Annotated in this window: 13 protein-coding genes and 1 pseudogene; 4 read left to right on the top strand and 10 right to left on the bottom strand. The window is 62.5% G+C overall.

Going from position 1 to position 13,088, the window contains the following annotated elements:
- Nucleotides 1–203: 203 nt before the first annotated feature.
- Nucleotides 204–1,145 (top strand): peptidoglycan DD-metalloendopeptidase family protein, encoded by a 942-nt coding sequence (locus tag KHO31_RS22300; RefSeq protein WP_201078260.1) that lies wholly within the window; start codon nucleotides 204–206, stop codon nucleotides 1,143–1,145.
- 138 nt (nucleotides 1,146–1,283) lie between these two features.
- On the opposite strand, the gene KHO31_RS22295 is transcribed toward KHO31_RS22300, so the two are convergent.
- From KHO31_RS22295 to KHO31_RS22285, 3 genes are all read right to left on the bottom strand, one after another.
- Nucleotides 1,284–2,102 (bottom strand): alpha/beta fold hydrolase, encoded by an 819-nt coding sequence (locus KHO31_RS22295; protein WP_201139031.1) that lies wholly within the window; start codon nucleotides 2,100–2,102, stop codon nucleotides 1,284–1,286.
- Between the two features lie 454 nt (nucleotides 2,103–2,556).
- Entirely contained in the window at nucleotides 2,557–2,955 is a 399-nt protein-coding gene (locus KHO31_RS22290) for a hypothetical protein (RefSeq protein ID WP_201078264.1), read from the bottom strand.
- Nucleotides 2,956–3,075: 120 nt separating this feature from the next.
- Nucleotides 3,076–3,273 carry a hypothetical protein gene (locus tag KHO31_RS22285; protein WP_201078265.1) on the bottom strand — a complete coding sequence of 66 codons (198 nt, stop codon included), beginning with the start codon at nucleotides 3,271–3,273 and terminating at the stop codon, nucleotides 3,076–3,078.
- Nucleotides 3,274–3,399: 126 nt separating this feature from the next.
- On the opposite strand from KHO31_RS22285, the gene KHO31_RS22280 reads away from it, so the two are divergent.
- Genes KHO31_RS22280 through KHO31_RS22270 form a run of 3 tightly spaced genes read left to right on the top strand, consistent with a single transcriptional unit; the run spans nucleotide 3,400 to nucleotide 7,393 of the window.
- On the top strand, nucleotides 3,400–3,855 hold the full coding sequence (locus KHO31_RS22280; protein WP_201078267.1) for a (2Fe-2S)-binding protein: 456 nt from the start codon (nucleotides 3,400–3,402) through the stop codon (nucleotides 3,853–3,855).
- Between the two features lies 1 nt (nucleotide 3,856).
- Entirely contained in the window at nucleotides 3,857–6,100 is a 2,244-nt protein-coding gene (locus KHO31_RS22275) for a xanthine dehydrogenase family protein molybdopterin-binding subunit (RefSeq protein ID WP_211624189.1), read from the top strand.
- Nucleotides 6,101–6,112: 12 nt separating this feature from the next.
- Nucleotides 6,113–7,393 carry a c-type cytochrome gene (locus tag KHO31_RS22270; RefSeq protein ID WP_201078271.1) on the top strand — a complete coding sequence of 427 codons (1,281 nt, stop codon included), beginning with the start codon at nucleotides 6,113–6,115 and terminating at the stop codon, nucleotides 7,391–7,393.
- Between the two features lie 77 nt (nucleotides 7,394–7,470).
- Here KHO31_RS22270 and KHO31_RS22265 read toward each other — a convergent pair whose 3' ends face one another.
- The 7 genes and pseudogenes from KHO31_RS22265 to KHO31_RS22235 all read right to left on the bottom strand — a co-directional run.
- Entirely contained in the window at nucleotides 7,471–8,127 is a 657-nt protein-coding gene (locus KHO31_RS22265; RefSeq protein WP_201078273.1) for an amino acid ABC transporter permease, read from the bottom strand.
- Nucleotides 8,128–8,129: 2 nt separating this feature from the next.
- Nucleotides 8,130–8,882 (bottom strand): amino acid ABC transporter permease, encoded by a 753-nt coding sequence (locus KHO31_RS22260; protein WP_201085419.1) that lies wholly within the window; start codon nucleotides 8,880–8,882, stop codon nucleotides 8,130–8,132.
- A 67-nt stretch (nucleotides 8,883–8,949) separates the two neighbouring features.
- The gene (locus KHO31_RS22255; RefSeq protein ID WP_201085420.1) at nucleotides 8,950–9,774 is read right to left on the bottom strand and encodes a transporter substrate-binding domain-containing protein; all 825 of its coding nucleotides are present in this window, start codon (nucleotides 9,772–9,774) and stop codon (nucleotides 8,950–8,952) included.
- 53 nt (nucleotides 9,775–9,827) lie between these two features.
- Nucleotides 9,828–10,901 (bottom strand): ABC transporter ATP-binding protein, encoded by a 1,074-nt coding sequence (locus KHO31_RS22250; RefSeq protein ID WP_211624187.1) that lies wholly within the window; start codon nucleotides 10,899–10,901, stop codon nucleotides 9,828–9,830.
- Nucleotides 10,902–10,950: 49 nt separating this feature from the next.
- Complete coding sequence (locus tag KHO31_RS22245) at nucleotides 10,951–11,832, bottom strand: ABC transporter permease (protein WP_201078280.1); 882 nt, start codon at nucleotides 11,830–11,832, stop codon at nucleotides 10,951–10,953.
- Entirely contained in the window at nucleotides 11,829–12,812 is a 984-nt protein-coding gene (locus KHO31_RS22240; protein WP_201085421.1) for an ABC transporter permease, read from the bottom strand. Before KHO31_RS22240 ends, KHO31_RS22245 begins: the two co-directional genes overlap by 4 nt.
- A pseudogene (locus KHO31_RS22235) lies at nucleotides 12,809–13,088 on the bottom strand (ABC transporter substrate-binding protein); the annotation flags it as partial. The gene KHO31_RS22240 and the pseudogene KHO31_RS22235, both read right to left, overlap by 4 nt.

Below are 13,088 nucleotides of genomic sequence, written 5' to 3'. Positions count from 1 at the left end.
TTCGCGGAAGTTCGCCTGTTATTGGGAATGGCGTATCGGGCGTCTGGCAAGACGAACGGGGTTGGGTTGGACGGCAGGGCATGGGTGGGCGCCGCACGAGGCGGCCTCGCTGTGTCGCGAAAGAAAGCAGCGCTTCGACAGAACGCGCGGATCGCACGCGACAGGGCAACACCCGGGCCGCCAATAAAAAGCAGGAGTCGAATATGTTGGGAATGCGTTTCGACAGAACAATGATGGCCAGTCTGGCTGGCGTGTGGGTCGCTCTGACGGTAAGCGGTTGCGCGAATGTGGGGCAGCAGGGCGCGCAAACTGGCGCGGCATCGGCTGCGTCCGGTGTGCCGACGGTGGTTGCAGCGCCAGCCTCCGACGCGGTTGCAGGTACGTCGGTCCAGCTCGCCGCTAACGACGGCACGCCGCTTAAAAAGTCGCCGCCTTTGGTGTATCGCGTCAAGCGTGGCGACACGTTGGCACGCATCGCCCAGCATCATCATTGCAGTGTCAGGCAGTTGCAGGCGTGGAACGGCCTCAAGTCTTCCTCACGGTTGAAGCACGGGCAGGTGTTGCGCGTCGCGTCGCCGGAAACGGTGCAGGCGGTCAATGCGGCGAACGCGGCAGCGGCCGCTGCGAAAGCTGCCGCGGCGTCCGCGCCGGCTGCTCCGCTCGCCGCGCAGCAGGCGCCGGCGGCAACCATGACGCAGGCAACGGCGCAATCAGCCGCGCCAAGCGCCGCCGAGGCGCGCGAAGTCGCGCAGCAGACTTCCCGGCATGCGAACGGTGTGTCGCTGGCATGGCCTGCGGGCGGCAGCGTCGTCGAGGCTTTCCAGCCGGGCGAAACGCGCGGCATCGAAATCGGCGGGAAGCCGGGCGATCCGGTGCGGGCCGCGGCCGACGGCAAGGTGATGTACGCCGGTACGGGTCTGAATGGCTACGGCAGTCTGATCATCGTCCAGCACAACAAGGACTTTCTGACCGCCTACTCGCATAACCGCAAGCTGCTGGTCAAAATCGGCGACATCGTGCGGCAAGGTCAGCAGATTGCCGAAATGGGCGACGAAAATAACTCGCGCGTCTCCTTGGGCTTCGAGCTGCGCCATGACGGCAAGCCGATCGATCCGATGCCGTATTTGCCGCAGGGCCGCGGCTAGGCATTAGCATTAGCCGGCGAATTTTCGCCAACGCCAAACGAGCAGCGAACCCGGTAAATCATTTGCCGGGTTCGCTGCTTTGTCACATCCATGCGTCCGGGTTGAGTACTGAACCGAACGGCTATCGGCTGCGCGCTTTCAATCGAACCAGCGCAGCGCCGCTGCGACGATCGCTTCGGGGGCATCTTCCTGCATCAGATGACCGGCCTTAGGCACCGACTGGAAGCGGGCCTCAGGTATGACCGCCGCCAGTTGCCGGCCGCGCTCGAGCGGAATCCACTGGTCCTCTTCTCCCCACAGGATTTGCGTCGGGCAACGCATCTGCGAATAACGTGTTTCGACCGCGTCCGTGTAGCGCTGATCCATTTGGGCGATCTGGCGGTAGAACGCGGCTTGTCCCGTTGCGCCGAGCCACGGCGTCACATAAGGCGCGAGCTCCTCGTCCGGAATGTCGCGGGCAATGGCGCCACGCACGTAGGCCTTCACTACCGCTTCATGGATATAGGGTGGCAGCCCGGCGAACGCCGCGCTGTGTTCGCGTACGTGCTGCACGAACGGCGAACCCCATGGTGCGACGGCGACCGGATCGATCAGCGTGAGGCTGCGATAGTCGCACCCGTCGATGAGATGCGCGCGCAAGGCAGTCGCGCCGCCGAAATCGTGCGCGATGACATCCGGATTCGTCAGTTGCCAATGCGCGAGCAATTCCGCCAGCAGCACGTTCTGCACGCCGAGCGAGACGTCCTGAGCGTCGCGTTGCTCGGATTGGCCGTAGCCAAGCAGATCGTAGTAATAGACGGTGCGAACTTGCGCGAGATGTGGGGCGATGCGATGCCACACATACGAAGAAAACGGTGTGCCATGAACCAGCACCAGCGGCGGGCCGTTGCCGGTCACGCGAAAATGCACGGTTTGATTACGGAACGTATAGCTTTCGGGAAGCGGCCAGTTTTGCATAGCGGTGAGCGTCGCGAGAAAGTCTGCTTACCTTAGCAGGGTGCTCCAAAGCGCGCTGATCGGCTTTTCGTAGCGTCTTCTGAGCGCCTCCCGCAAAAGCTCACCTTTGTTTTATTCAGCAAAGCCAGGCAAATTCAAAAAATTGTCAGACACTACATCGTCGGATTGATCGGTGAGCGGTGCAGGCACAGCGCACTATTACGAAACGAGCATAAATCACCTTGAAATAAGGTGTCGTTGTGTTGGCTGGATTCGTAAAGCCTGGTAATCGTCGAGGACGGCTCGACTCGGTATTCACCGGGACGACGCGGGGTCGATCGAAATTCGCGTCTTGCAATGGTGAGCGAATTCGGGAGCCGAAGGCACAACCATGACCGGACGTCGCGCTGCCGCGCATTAACAGCGACGACGTCCAGCCAGCGCCAACGAAGCTGGCGCAGTAGCGCGCAGCCGGCTACTTCGCTTCAATGCCGCGCAGTAATTGCGAGACCTGGCCGTGGTGATGCAGGATCGCCGGGTCGGCTTGCAGGAGTGGCAAGTAGCGCGGCAGGAACGCGTTGTCGGGATCGTCGGGAGAAAAGAGGCCGGAGATTGCTTCGGCTGCGGCGAGTCGATCGGCAGCCTCCGCTTCCTTGTCGTCGAGAATCTCGTCGACGTTCGCGATCACGGTGGAGAGCGGCGTGAGCCAGCGGAACCCCGAGCCGTTGATGAGCACTTGCAGAAAGGCTGCCGGCGTCACGGGGCCGAATTCCTTTTCGTACGACGCGCGTTCGTGATCGAGAATCGACTTATGCAGTGCCAACAGCGGTCTGCGAATTTCCGAGAGGAATTGAGTGCATTGCTGGTCGTTCATCGTGCCGCTCCTTCGGATAGTCATGTCGGATCAAACCGGGCGATCGGGTCAAACCAGATCCATGCTAACAAAATCGCTCGAGGATGCACCAATAAGAATGATACGCGTACGCGAAGTGCATCAGATCAAACCAATGCGGCAATGGTAACGCATTGATTTGAATCTCGTTTCACTTCCAGAAAGGGTTGCGGCTGCATCTTTTTTGTCGCGGACACGCATGCGGACATGGGCACGCTGTCGGCGAACTTCTTTATCCACGGCTACAATTTCCCGGTCTTTTCCAGCGCACTCGCGCTGCGCATGATCTACTGAACTCATTGAGCTGTAGCCGCATTGCGTATTAGCACGACTTGTCGAATAAATACGGCAAGTCTTTGTGTTTTGGTTCGACGTCTCTGTCTAAACAGCCGCCTGATAAACAATAAACCCCACTCGGAGCCGCCCATGACAACGTTCAACATCAACGGCCAGACTCATACGGTCGACGCGCCGCCCGACATGCCCCTGCTGTGGGTCTTACGCGACCTCGTCGGCTTGACCGGCACCAAGTTCGGTTGCGGCATTGCGCAATGCGGCGCATGCACCGTGCATCTCGATGGCGTCGCAGTGCGCTCGTGCGTGCTGCCGTCGGCGGCTGTCGGCGACCGGAAAATCACCACCATCGAAGCGGTCGGCAGCACGCCGGCCGGGCAGAAGGTGCAGCAGGCGTGGCGTCAGCTGGACGTGGTGCAATGCGGCTACTGTCAGTCGGGGCAGGTGATGTCGGCGGCTTCGCTGATCGCGAGCAATCCCAATCCCACTGACGCGGATATCGACGCCGCCATGGCCGGCAACATCTGCCGCTGTGGGACGTACAACCGCATCCGCGCGGCGATCAAGCAAGCCGCGAAGGGGGCCTGACATGTCCCGGGGATTGCTCGATGCGCAAAACGGCGCGCGGCCGTCGAAGGGCGGCGCAGGCAGTATCTCGCGCCGCACCTTTCTGAAGTTCGGCGTGACGATCGGCGCGGCAGCCGGCGGCGGCCTGCTGCTAGGTTTCAGCATGCCGGCCGTCAGTCAGGATCAGGAGGCCGGCAAATCAGTGATCGGAGGCGATGGGGATGAGGCGCCGCAAAACGGCGTGTTCGCGCCGAACGCCTTCATCCAGATCGACACGGCGGGCAAAGTCACGTTGGTGATTCCGAAGGTCGAAATGGGACAAGGCGTTTACACGTCGATCCCGATGCTGATCGCCGAAGAACTCGAAGTGCCGCTCGACTCGGTCACGCTCGATCACGCGCCGCCGAACGAAAAGCTCTTCATGGACCCGCTGCTCGGCGGCCAGCTCACAGGTGGGTCGACGTCGATCCGCTATGCGTGGGAGCCGATGCGCCGTGCCGGCGCGACTGCACGCACCGTCCTGATCAGTGCTGCCGCGCAGCAATGGCAAGTCGATCCGGCAAGCTGTCATGCAGAAGCCGGGCAGGTGATTCATGCGGCGAGCAATCGCAGCGTCAGCTACGGTCAGTTGGTGAACGCCGCCGCTAAATTGCCCGCGCCGCAGAACGTGCCGTTGAAAGACCCGAAAGATTTCAAGCTGATCGGCACCGCGGTCAAGCGCCTCGATTCGCCGGAGAAAGTGGACGGCACCGCCATGTTCGGACTTGACGTGCGCGTGCCCGACATGGTCTACGCGGCCATCGCGAATTGCCCTGTGTTCGGCGGCACGCTCGCCAGCGTCGACGATACCAACGCGAAGAAGATTCCCGGTGTGCGCCAGGTCGTCAAGCTCGATAACGCGGTTGCCGTGATCGGCGACCACACGTGGGCCGCCAAACGCGGTTTGCAGGCGCTGGATATCAAATGGAACGAAGGCGCGGGCGCGCAGATAGGGATGAAGCAGATCGTCGATGATCTCGCCAATGCGTCGCAGCGCAATGGTGCGGTGGCGCGTAAAGACGGAGACGTGAACAACGCGTTTTCAAACGCGAAAACACGTGTCGACGCCGTGTATCAGCAGCCCTTTCTCGCGCACGCCACGATGGAGCCGATCAACTGCACGGTGCACGTGCGACCCGACGGCTGCGACGTCTGGCTCGGCTCACAAGTGCCGACGCGGGTGGTGGACGCAGCGGTTGCCGTCACCGGTTTGCCCGCTGACAAGATCGTCGTGCACAACCATCTGATTGGCGGTGGCTTCGGCCGGCGGCTCGAGTTCGACATGGTCACGCAGTCGGTCAAGATCGGCAAACAGGTGTCGACGCCGGTGAAGGTGCTGTGGACGCGCGAAGAAGACATCCAGCACGACATGTACCGGCCGTACTACTACGACAAGATCTCGGCCGGCCTCGACGCGAACGGCAAGCCGATCGCGTGGCAGCATCGCATTGTCGGCTCGTCGATCATGGCGCGCTTTGCGCCGCCGGCGTTCCAGCATGGGCTCGACCCCGATGCCGTGGAAGTTGCAGCGGACCTGCCGTACGACCTGCCGAATCAGCTGGTCGACTATGTGCGCCAGGAACCGCATGCCGTTCCCACCGCATTCTGGCGCGGCGTGGGTCCGACGCGCGGCACCTTCGTGGTCGAGAGTTTCATCGACGAACTTGCCGCGCAAGCGAAAGTCGATCCAGTCAAATACCGTCAGGATCTGCTCGGCAAAACCCCGCGCGCGCTGAACGTGCTCAATACCGCCACGCAAGCGGCGAACTGGGGCAGTGCGGTGCCGAAGGGCCAAGGACGCGGTGTGTCGGTGATGCATGCGTTCGGCAGCTTCTTCTCGATCGTCGTCGACGTCGCGGTCGATCAGGGCGAGGTGGCCGTCAAGCGCGTCGTGTGCGCGGTCGATTGCGGGATGGTGGTGAATCCGAACACGATCGAAGCGCAGGTGCAAGGCGGCATCATCTTCGGCATCACGGCCGCGCTCTATAGCGAGATCACGATCAAGGACGGCCGCGTCGAGCAGAACAACTTCACCGACTACCGGATGCTGCGGATCGATCAAACGCCGCCTATCGAGGTGCACATTGTGAAGAGCAGCGAGGCGCCGGGCGGTATCGGCGAACCGGGCACGGCGGCGCTCGCGCCCGCTCTGACGAACGCGATATACGCGGCCACCGGCAAGCGGCTGCGGCACTTGCCGGTCGGCAGCCAACTTCAAACCGCCTGACTGGAGCCCAACATGAAAAGCACACTCAAGGGTTTCAGTGCGGCGCTGTGCGTGGCGTTGCCGTTCCTGACGCAAGCCCCGGCGCAAGCAGCGGATCAGGCGCTGGTGCAGCGCGGCGCCTATCTGGCGAAAGTCGGCGACTGCGTCGCCTGTCATACGGCGCCGAAGGGCAAGCCGTTCGCGGGCGGCCTGCCGATGACCACGCCGATGGGCCAGATCTACACCACCAACATCACGCCGGATCAGCAAACCGGCATCGGCAATTACACGGAAGAGGACTTTGCGACAGCGATGCGTGAAGGTGTCGCGAAAGACGGCCACAATCTGTATCCGGCGATGCCGTATCCGTCGTATGCGAAGGTCAACGACGACGACATGAAAGCGTTGTACGCGTACTTCATGAGCGGTGTGGCGCCGGTGCAGCAGGCGAACCGCGAGCCGGACATCAAATGGCCATTGAATATGCGCTGGCCGTTGAAGTTCTGGAACATGGTGTTCCTGGAGAAGGGCGTCTATCAGGACAAACCGGGCAAGGATGTCGCGTGGAATCGTGGTGCGTACCTGATTCAGGGCCTGGGGCACTGCGGTTCGTGTCATACGCCGCGCGGCATCGCGTTTCAGGAGAAGGCGCTGGATGAAAGCGGCAGCGCGTTCCTGACCGGCGGGCTGCTCGACGGCTGGTTCGCGGCGAACCTGACCGGTGAGCACAACGTCGGCCTGGGTCGCTGGAACGATCAGGATCTGCAGGCGTTCCTGAAGACCGGTGCCAATCGCCATGCGTCGGCGTTCGGTTCGATGACCAGCGTGATCAACAACAGCACGCAGGGCATGAACGACACCGACATCGCCGCGATGTCCGCGTATCTGAAGTCATTACCGCCGGCGGGCGGCAGTGGCGCCCCGCCCTACACGTACGATCCACAAGCGACGAAGGTGTCGCTGAACCGTCCCGCAAACAATGCCGGTGCGCGCGTTTATACGGCGTATTGCATGCACTGCCATGGCGTCGATGGACGCGGCTTTGCGCCGATGCTGGCGCCTCTGGCCGGAAATCCGAACGTGCTCGAGAAGGATCCGTCGTCGCTGATCAACGTGACGTTGAATGGTACGGGGGACCTGGTGATCGGCGGCATTCCCGCGCCGTATCCGATGCCGAAGTACGCGCCGGTGCTCAACGACCAGCAGATCGCCGATGTATTGACCTTCGTGCGGGCCGGGTGGAATAACGGTGGATTGGCCGTCGCGCCGGGCGACGTGGCGAAATTGCGAAAATCGACGCAAGCGGCTCGATAGAAACATCGGGCTGACAACGAAAAAAGCGGCAACCGTGCAAAACGGTTGCCGCTTTTTTTGCGGATCTGCAGAAAACGCTAGCGGTGCTGCCCGACCTTCGCACGCTTCTCCAGCACGCGCGCATACCACGTCAACGGGAAACACATTGCGAAGTAAATCATCGCGACCATGCCGTAGATCGGGAACGGGCGGAACGCGGCGTTCGTGATCATCGTGCCGGTCTTGGTCAATTCCGTGAAGCCGATGATCGACGCGAGCGCCGTGCTTTTCACCACCTGCACGAGGAAGCCGACCGTCGGCGCCACGGCGATCTTCAGCGCCTGTGGCCAGATGATGTAGCGCAATTGCTGGCTGAACGTCATGCCCAGACTTGCACCCGCGGCCCACTGACCACGCGGCACGGCTTCCACGCACCCGCGCCAGATATCGACCAGATACGCGCTGGTATAAAGCGTCAGCGTGACGGCAGCGGCCATCCAGGGCGAAACATCGACACCCAGCAGCGGCAGGCCAAAGAACGCCAGAAACAGCTGCATCAGCAAGGGCGTGCCCTGAAACAGTTCAACATATACCACGACGATCCGCCGCAGCCACGGCATAGGCGACACGCGCATGGCCAGCAGAATCAGCCCGACAATGCCGCCGCCGACAAACGCGATCAGCGACAACAACACCGTCCAGCGGGCGGCGAGCAACAGATTGCGGGCGATGTCCCACAGCGTGAATTCGACCATGATCAACGCTCCGTCGGCAGAGTGCGGGCGCCGCGCCATATCAGGCGGGTGCGCCAGTTACGCGGCGCGCTGTCGCTGCCGCCGCCGCGGGCCACACGGCCCGCGAAGAGGCCGCGGCCGAGCCGGTTCATGAGTTGCCGCAACACGATCGACAACGCCAGATACGTCGCGGTAATGATCACGTAGCTCTCGAACGAGCGGAAGTTGCGCGACTGGATGAAGTTGGCCGCGTAGGTCAGATCGGGCACCGAGATCTGCGAGACCACCGCCGAGCCGAGCATCACGATCAGCACCTGGCTTAACAACGCGGGGAACACGTTGGCGACCGCCTGCGGCAGCACGACGTAGCGAAAAACTTGCCGTCCATGCAAGCCGAGCGCCTGCGCGGCCTGAACCTGGCCGCGCGGAATCGAATCGATACCGGCACGCACGATCTCGATCGCGTACGCACCGAGATTGACGGTCATCGCCAGAATCGCGGCCTGTACTTCGTCGATATGAATGCCGAGGCTCGGCAAGCCGAAGAAGATGAAGAACAACTGCACGATGAAGGGCGTGTTGCGGATCAACTCGACGTAAGTCGCGACCACCCAGCGCGCCCACTTCGGGCCGGCCACCGCGATGCTCGCGCCGCCAACGCCGACGAGGCCGCCAAGCACGGTGGACACGGCGGTGAGCCCCAGCGTGACGGCGACGCCGCGCGCGAGCAACCCCGCATAGAGGCCGAAGCCGCTGAAATCGAACGCATAGGTCATGGCGTGGCGCTCATCGTGAGGTCAAACTCCGGCACGGACCGGCCAAGCCGGTCCACGCATACAAGGTTCAGAGGTCGGCCGGCAGCGGCGCACGCAGCCATTTCTGCGAAATCGCGTTCATGGTGCCGTCCTTGCGGGCCTTGGCAATCGTTTCGTCGACTTTCTGCTTCAGACGCGGCTCGTTCTTGTTCAAACCGACGTGATCCGGCGAGCTGAACAGCGAGAACTTCTGCTCGGGATCGTTCGCGGGATGACGCGCGAGAATGGTTGCGCCGACGTCGTTGCCGACTACCATCAACTGTACCTGACCAGAAAGAAACGCCGAAATTGCGCCGTTAGGATCGTCGAAGCGTTTGATGTTCGCCGTGGGCGGTGCGATCTTGGTCACGCTCAGGTCTTCCAGCGTGCCGCGCGCGACCGAAATCGACTTGCCGGCTAGGTCGGCGGCGTTCTTCACGGGCAGCGATTTCGGACCGAAGACGGCGAGGTAATAGGGCGCGTAAGGCTGCGAGAAGTCGATCACCTTTTCGCGTTCCGGTGTCTGGCCGACTGAAAGCAGCATGTCAGCCTTGTGATCGGCGAGGTAGGCCATGCGGTTGTCGCCGGTTACCTGTACAAGTTCGACCTTGGCATTGAGCGCTTTGCCGATCAGGTTGGCGACGTCGATGTCGTAGCCCATCGGCTTCATGTCCGGGCCGATCGAGCCGAACGGCGGGTAGTCCTCGAATACGCCGATGCGCACCGTGCCGGATTTGGCGATGTTGTCTAGCGCATCGGCATGCGCGGCCGACGAGAAGGCGCCTAGTGCGCCGAGGCCGGTGAAGGCGAGCGTCGCGGCAAGAGTGGCGAAGACGCGGCGTGCGTTCGATTGGGCAACTTGAGGCTGATTCATGGTCTTTCCTCTGTCGAAAACTCGGTATTGGAATGGGTTTTAGTGTGAACGTTTCAACGAGCCGCGCGGGCGGCAATCAGTTTGCACGCGTGCGGTGGCAATTCCGCGAACACCGGCATGCCGAGCGTCAACCCCGGCGTTTCGCGCGGTGTGGTCGCGGCAGTCAGGGTGAAACCTGCGCAATCGATCGTTGCTTCGAGTGACGCCCCCACGTCGCGGATAAAAGTCACCGTGCCCGCGAGCCTGTTTTGTCCCGCATCGCCGCTCGCCGATTTGACGCACACGTCTTCCGGCCGGATCAGCAGACGGATATCGCTGTTCGACTCCGGCACCCGCGCCGGTTGCACAACGGCAATGCGCCTTCCGCCCGGCAGACTGACGCCGCCCGCGCCGTCGTAGGTGACCGGCAGGATGTTGCCCAGGCCGATGAAGTCCGCGACGAATTCACTGACCGGATCGCGATAAATATCGAGCGGTTTGCCGACTTGCGCAATCCGGCCTTTCTCCATCACGACGATTTCGTCGGCCATCGTCATCGCTTCGCGCTGGTCGTGCGTGACCATGATCGTCGTGATGCCCAGACGCTGTTGCAGCAAACGGATCTCGACCTGCATCGCTTCGCGCAGCTTGGCGTCGAGCGCGGAGAGCGGTTCGTCGAGCAGCAGCAATTTCGGTTGCGACGCAATGGCGCGCGCAATCGCCACGCGTTGCCGCTGGCCACCGGAGAGTTGCGTGACCGGCCGGTTCGCCATATGCGGCAACTGGATCAGTTCCAGCAATTCAGCGACGCGATGCGCTTGCGCGTCTTTCGCGGTCTTGCGCAGCTTGAGCGGATACGCGACGTTCTGCGCCACCGTCATATGCGGAAACAGCGCGAGCGACTGAAACACCATGCCGAAGTCGCGCTGGTTGGCGGGCAGATGCGTGATGTCGCGGCCGGCAAAATTGATGCCGCCTGAGCTCGGCGTTTCCAGCCCGGCGATCATCCGCAAGAGCGTGGTCTTGCCGCAGCCAGACGGCCCGAGAAAGCACACCAGCTTGCCGTCGGGCACGCTCAGATCGACGCTGTCGACGGCATAGGCCGTGTTGAAGCGCTTGGTCACAGCCTGCAAGGTCAGATGGGTCATCGAATGCTCCAGCAAAAAGACATCAGCACAGCGCGAATCGAAAGGATGGTCAAAGCGCCACCCCTTCGTCGCCGATCAGCTTTTCGAGCAGCCAGATCAGCGCGAAGTCGATCGCGACGATGAAAACGGCGAAACAGAACACGGTCGGATCGAGCGACGACACCGTGCGGCTGTAAAGCCACACCGGCAGCGTCATCGTGTCGATGCCGTACAGGAAGAAGGTCACCGTGAATTCGTTGAACGAGATGATGAAGGCGAACAGCATGCCGGCGAGAATGCCGGGGCGCATGAGCGGCAGGATCACGTCGATCAGCGCGCGGCTCGGGCTCGCGCCCATCACGCAGGCCGCTTCCTCGAACTCAGGGCCGATCGAAGCCACCGACGCCGCGCAATTTTTTACGGTGAACGGCAGCGCCAGAATCACATGCGCGATGATCAGGCGAAATACACCGAGTTCGACCGGCAGCACGTTGAACACCAACAGCAACGACAAGCCGAGCATCACCAGCGGATAGACGAGCGGCAACGCCACCAGTTGTTCGACCGCGGGTTTGCCGCGAAAGCGGTAGCGGCTCAGTGCGTAGGCGGCAGGCACCGAGACGAGCGTGGCGATGACCATCGTCGAGAGCGCGACGATCAGGCTCGTGCTGAGCGCGGCGCCCATCGAGAGCGAGTCGCTTGCATCCGGCGAGACGAAGCTGTGCCACGCCGCGCGATACCAATGCAAACCGTAGGCGTGCGGCGGGAATTCGAGCGTGTCGGCCGCACTGAACGACATCGTGATCATCGTCAGAATCGGCAGCGCGGCGAGAAACAGCACGATTGCGGCAAGCAGCGCGGTGGCCTTGCCGAGCTGGCCGGGCATGGTCATCGGCAACCGTGGCAAACGCGGTGGGCGTGTCAGGCGCGGAGTTTGAATTGGCGTGCTCATGCGTGAGACTCCTCGGCGAGACGTTGCGTACGGCGCACGAGTCGCTGCGACAGCGCCATCACGGTGAGCGTGGCGATCATCAATACGACACCTGAAGCGGAAGCGGCGGGCCAGTTCAGCAAGGGCGCGACCTGGTCGTGGACCAGCACGGCGAGCATCGGCACGCGGCGGCCGCCGAGCAGCAGGGGCACCGCGAAGGCGCTGGCGTTATACGCGAACACGAGCAGGGCGCCGGACACGAGACCGGGCATGGCGAGCGGCAGCAACACGTGACGCAGCGTTTGCCAGCGCGTGGCGCCGAGCGTCGCCGCGGCTTCTTCATACGAGCTCGAGACCGCCCGCATGGCACTCGACAACGGCAGCACGGCCAGCGGAAACGCTGTCTGAATCAAGCCGAGCAACACGCCGTGTTCGCGGTACAGCCACATCACCGGACGCTCGACGAGGCCGCTGCCGAGCAGCGCGTGGTTGAGCAGGCCAGCCGGGCCGAGAATGATCAGCCAGCCATACCCTTGCAGCAGCAGATTGACGAGCAAGGGCAGCAGCACGCCCGCCAGCAACAGCCGCCGCGCCAGCCGCGACTTGGTGCGCGCCATCGCCAGAGCGACGGGAATAGCCAGCAGCACTGCGCAGATCATGCTTTGGAAGGCGAGCTTTAACGTGAGCCACAACGACTTCACGAAATAGCCGTCGAGGAGATCGGCGTAATTCTGCAGCGTGAAGCCATGCCATTCGTTGCCTTGCGTGCCGAAGCTCATACGCAGCACGACGAGCGCTGCCGCGCAGAGTATGGCGAGAAACAGCAGGATCGGCGTGAGCAGCAGCCAGGGGCGTGCTTTCGCGAGCGCCGTGGACGCCTGCTTGTCCGGTGCGCCGGATGCGGTGCCGGGCGATCCGGAACCCGCATCCGACGCACCATCTGACGCCACGTCCGACGCGGCCGAAGCACGCCGCGAAAAGCGCGCGAGCATCGCGTTCATGCTGCGAAGATCTCGGTGTAGCGCTTGATCCACGCCGGCTGCACGACAGCGAGCGCCTTGTCGTCATGCAGGATCGCTTTCTCGGCGATCTGCTTCGGACTCGGCACGAACGCGCGGCTCTCGGCGGGAATCACCGCTTTCGAATTGACCGGGCCGTTCAGCACATCGGCAGCCATGCGGCCTTGCACGCCGGCATCAAGCGAATGGTTAATGAAGGCGTGGATCAGATCGCTGTCAGCGGGATGCGACTTCGGGATCACCGTGAACATGAGCTGT

This window comes from Paraburkholderia domus, assembly GCF_905220705.1.
Taxonomy (GTDB): Bacteria; Pseudomonadota; Gammaproteobacteria; order Burkholderiales; family Burkholderiaceae; genus Paraburkholderia; species Paraburkholderia domus.
Note: the sequence above shows the minus strand (reverse complement) of the source record. Positions and strands in the feature narration are given on the sequence as shown.

Excerpts from the sequence above, each read along its gene's own strand:
- KHO31_RS22290 (WP_201078264.1), bottom strand. The coding sequence starts at position 2,955 with ATGAACGACCAGCAATGCACTCAATTCCTCTCGGAAATTCGCAGACCG.
- KHO31_RS22285 (WP_201078265.1), bottom strand. The coding sequence starts at position 3,273 with ATGAGTTCAGTAGATCATGCGCAGCGCGAGTGCGCTGGAAAAGACCGG.
- KHO31_RS22275 (WP_211624189.1), top strand. The coding sequence starts at position 3,857 with ATGTCCCGGGGATTGCTCGATGCGCAAAACGGCGCGCGGCCGTCGAAG.
- KHO31_RS22300 (WP_201078260.1), top strand. The coding sequence starts at position 204 with ATGTTGGGAATGCGTTTCGACAGAACAATGATGGCCAGTCTGGCTGGC.
- KHO31_RS22265 (WP_201078273.1), bottom strand. The coding sequence starts at position 8,127 with ATGGTCGAATTCACGCTGTGGGACATCGCCCGCAATCTGTTGCTCGCC.
- KHO31_RS22295 (WP_201139031.1), bottom strand. The coding sequence starts at position 2,102 with ATGCAAAACTGGCCGCTTCCCGAAAGCTATACGTTCCGTAATCAAACC.
- KHO31_RS22245 (WP_201078280.1), bottom strand. The coding sequence starts at position 11,832 with ATGAGCACGCCAATTCAAACTCCGCGCCTGACACGCCCACCGCGTTTG.
- KHO31_RS22270 (WP_201078271.1), top strand. The coding sequence starts at position 6,113 with ATGAAAAGCACACTCAAGGGTTTCAGTGCGGCGCTGTGCGTGGCGTTG.
- KHO31_RS22280 (WP_201078267.1), top strand. The coding sequence starts at position 3,400 with ATGACAACGTTCAACATCAACGGCCAGACTCATACGGTCGACGCGCCG.
- KHO31_RS22240 (WP_201085421.1), bottom strand. The coding sequence starts at position 12,812 with ATGAACGCGATGCTCGCGCGCTTTTCGCGGCGTGCTTCGGCCGCGTCG.
- KHO31_RS22260 (WP_201085419.1), bottom strand. The coding sequence starts at position 8,882 with ATGACCTATGCGTTCGATTTCAGCGGCTTCGGCCTCTATGCGGGGTTG.
- KHO31_RS22250 (WP_211624187.1), bottom strand. The coding sequence starts at position 10,901 with ATGACCCATCTGACCTTGCAGGCTGTGACCAAGCGCTTCAACACGGCC.
- KHO31_RS22255 (WP_201085420.1), bottom strand. The coding sequence starts at position 9,774 with ATGAATCAGCCTCAAGTTGCCCAATCGAACGCACGCCGCGTCTTCGCC.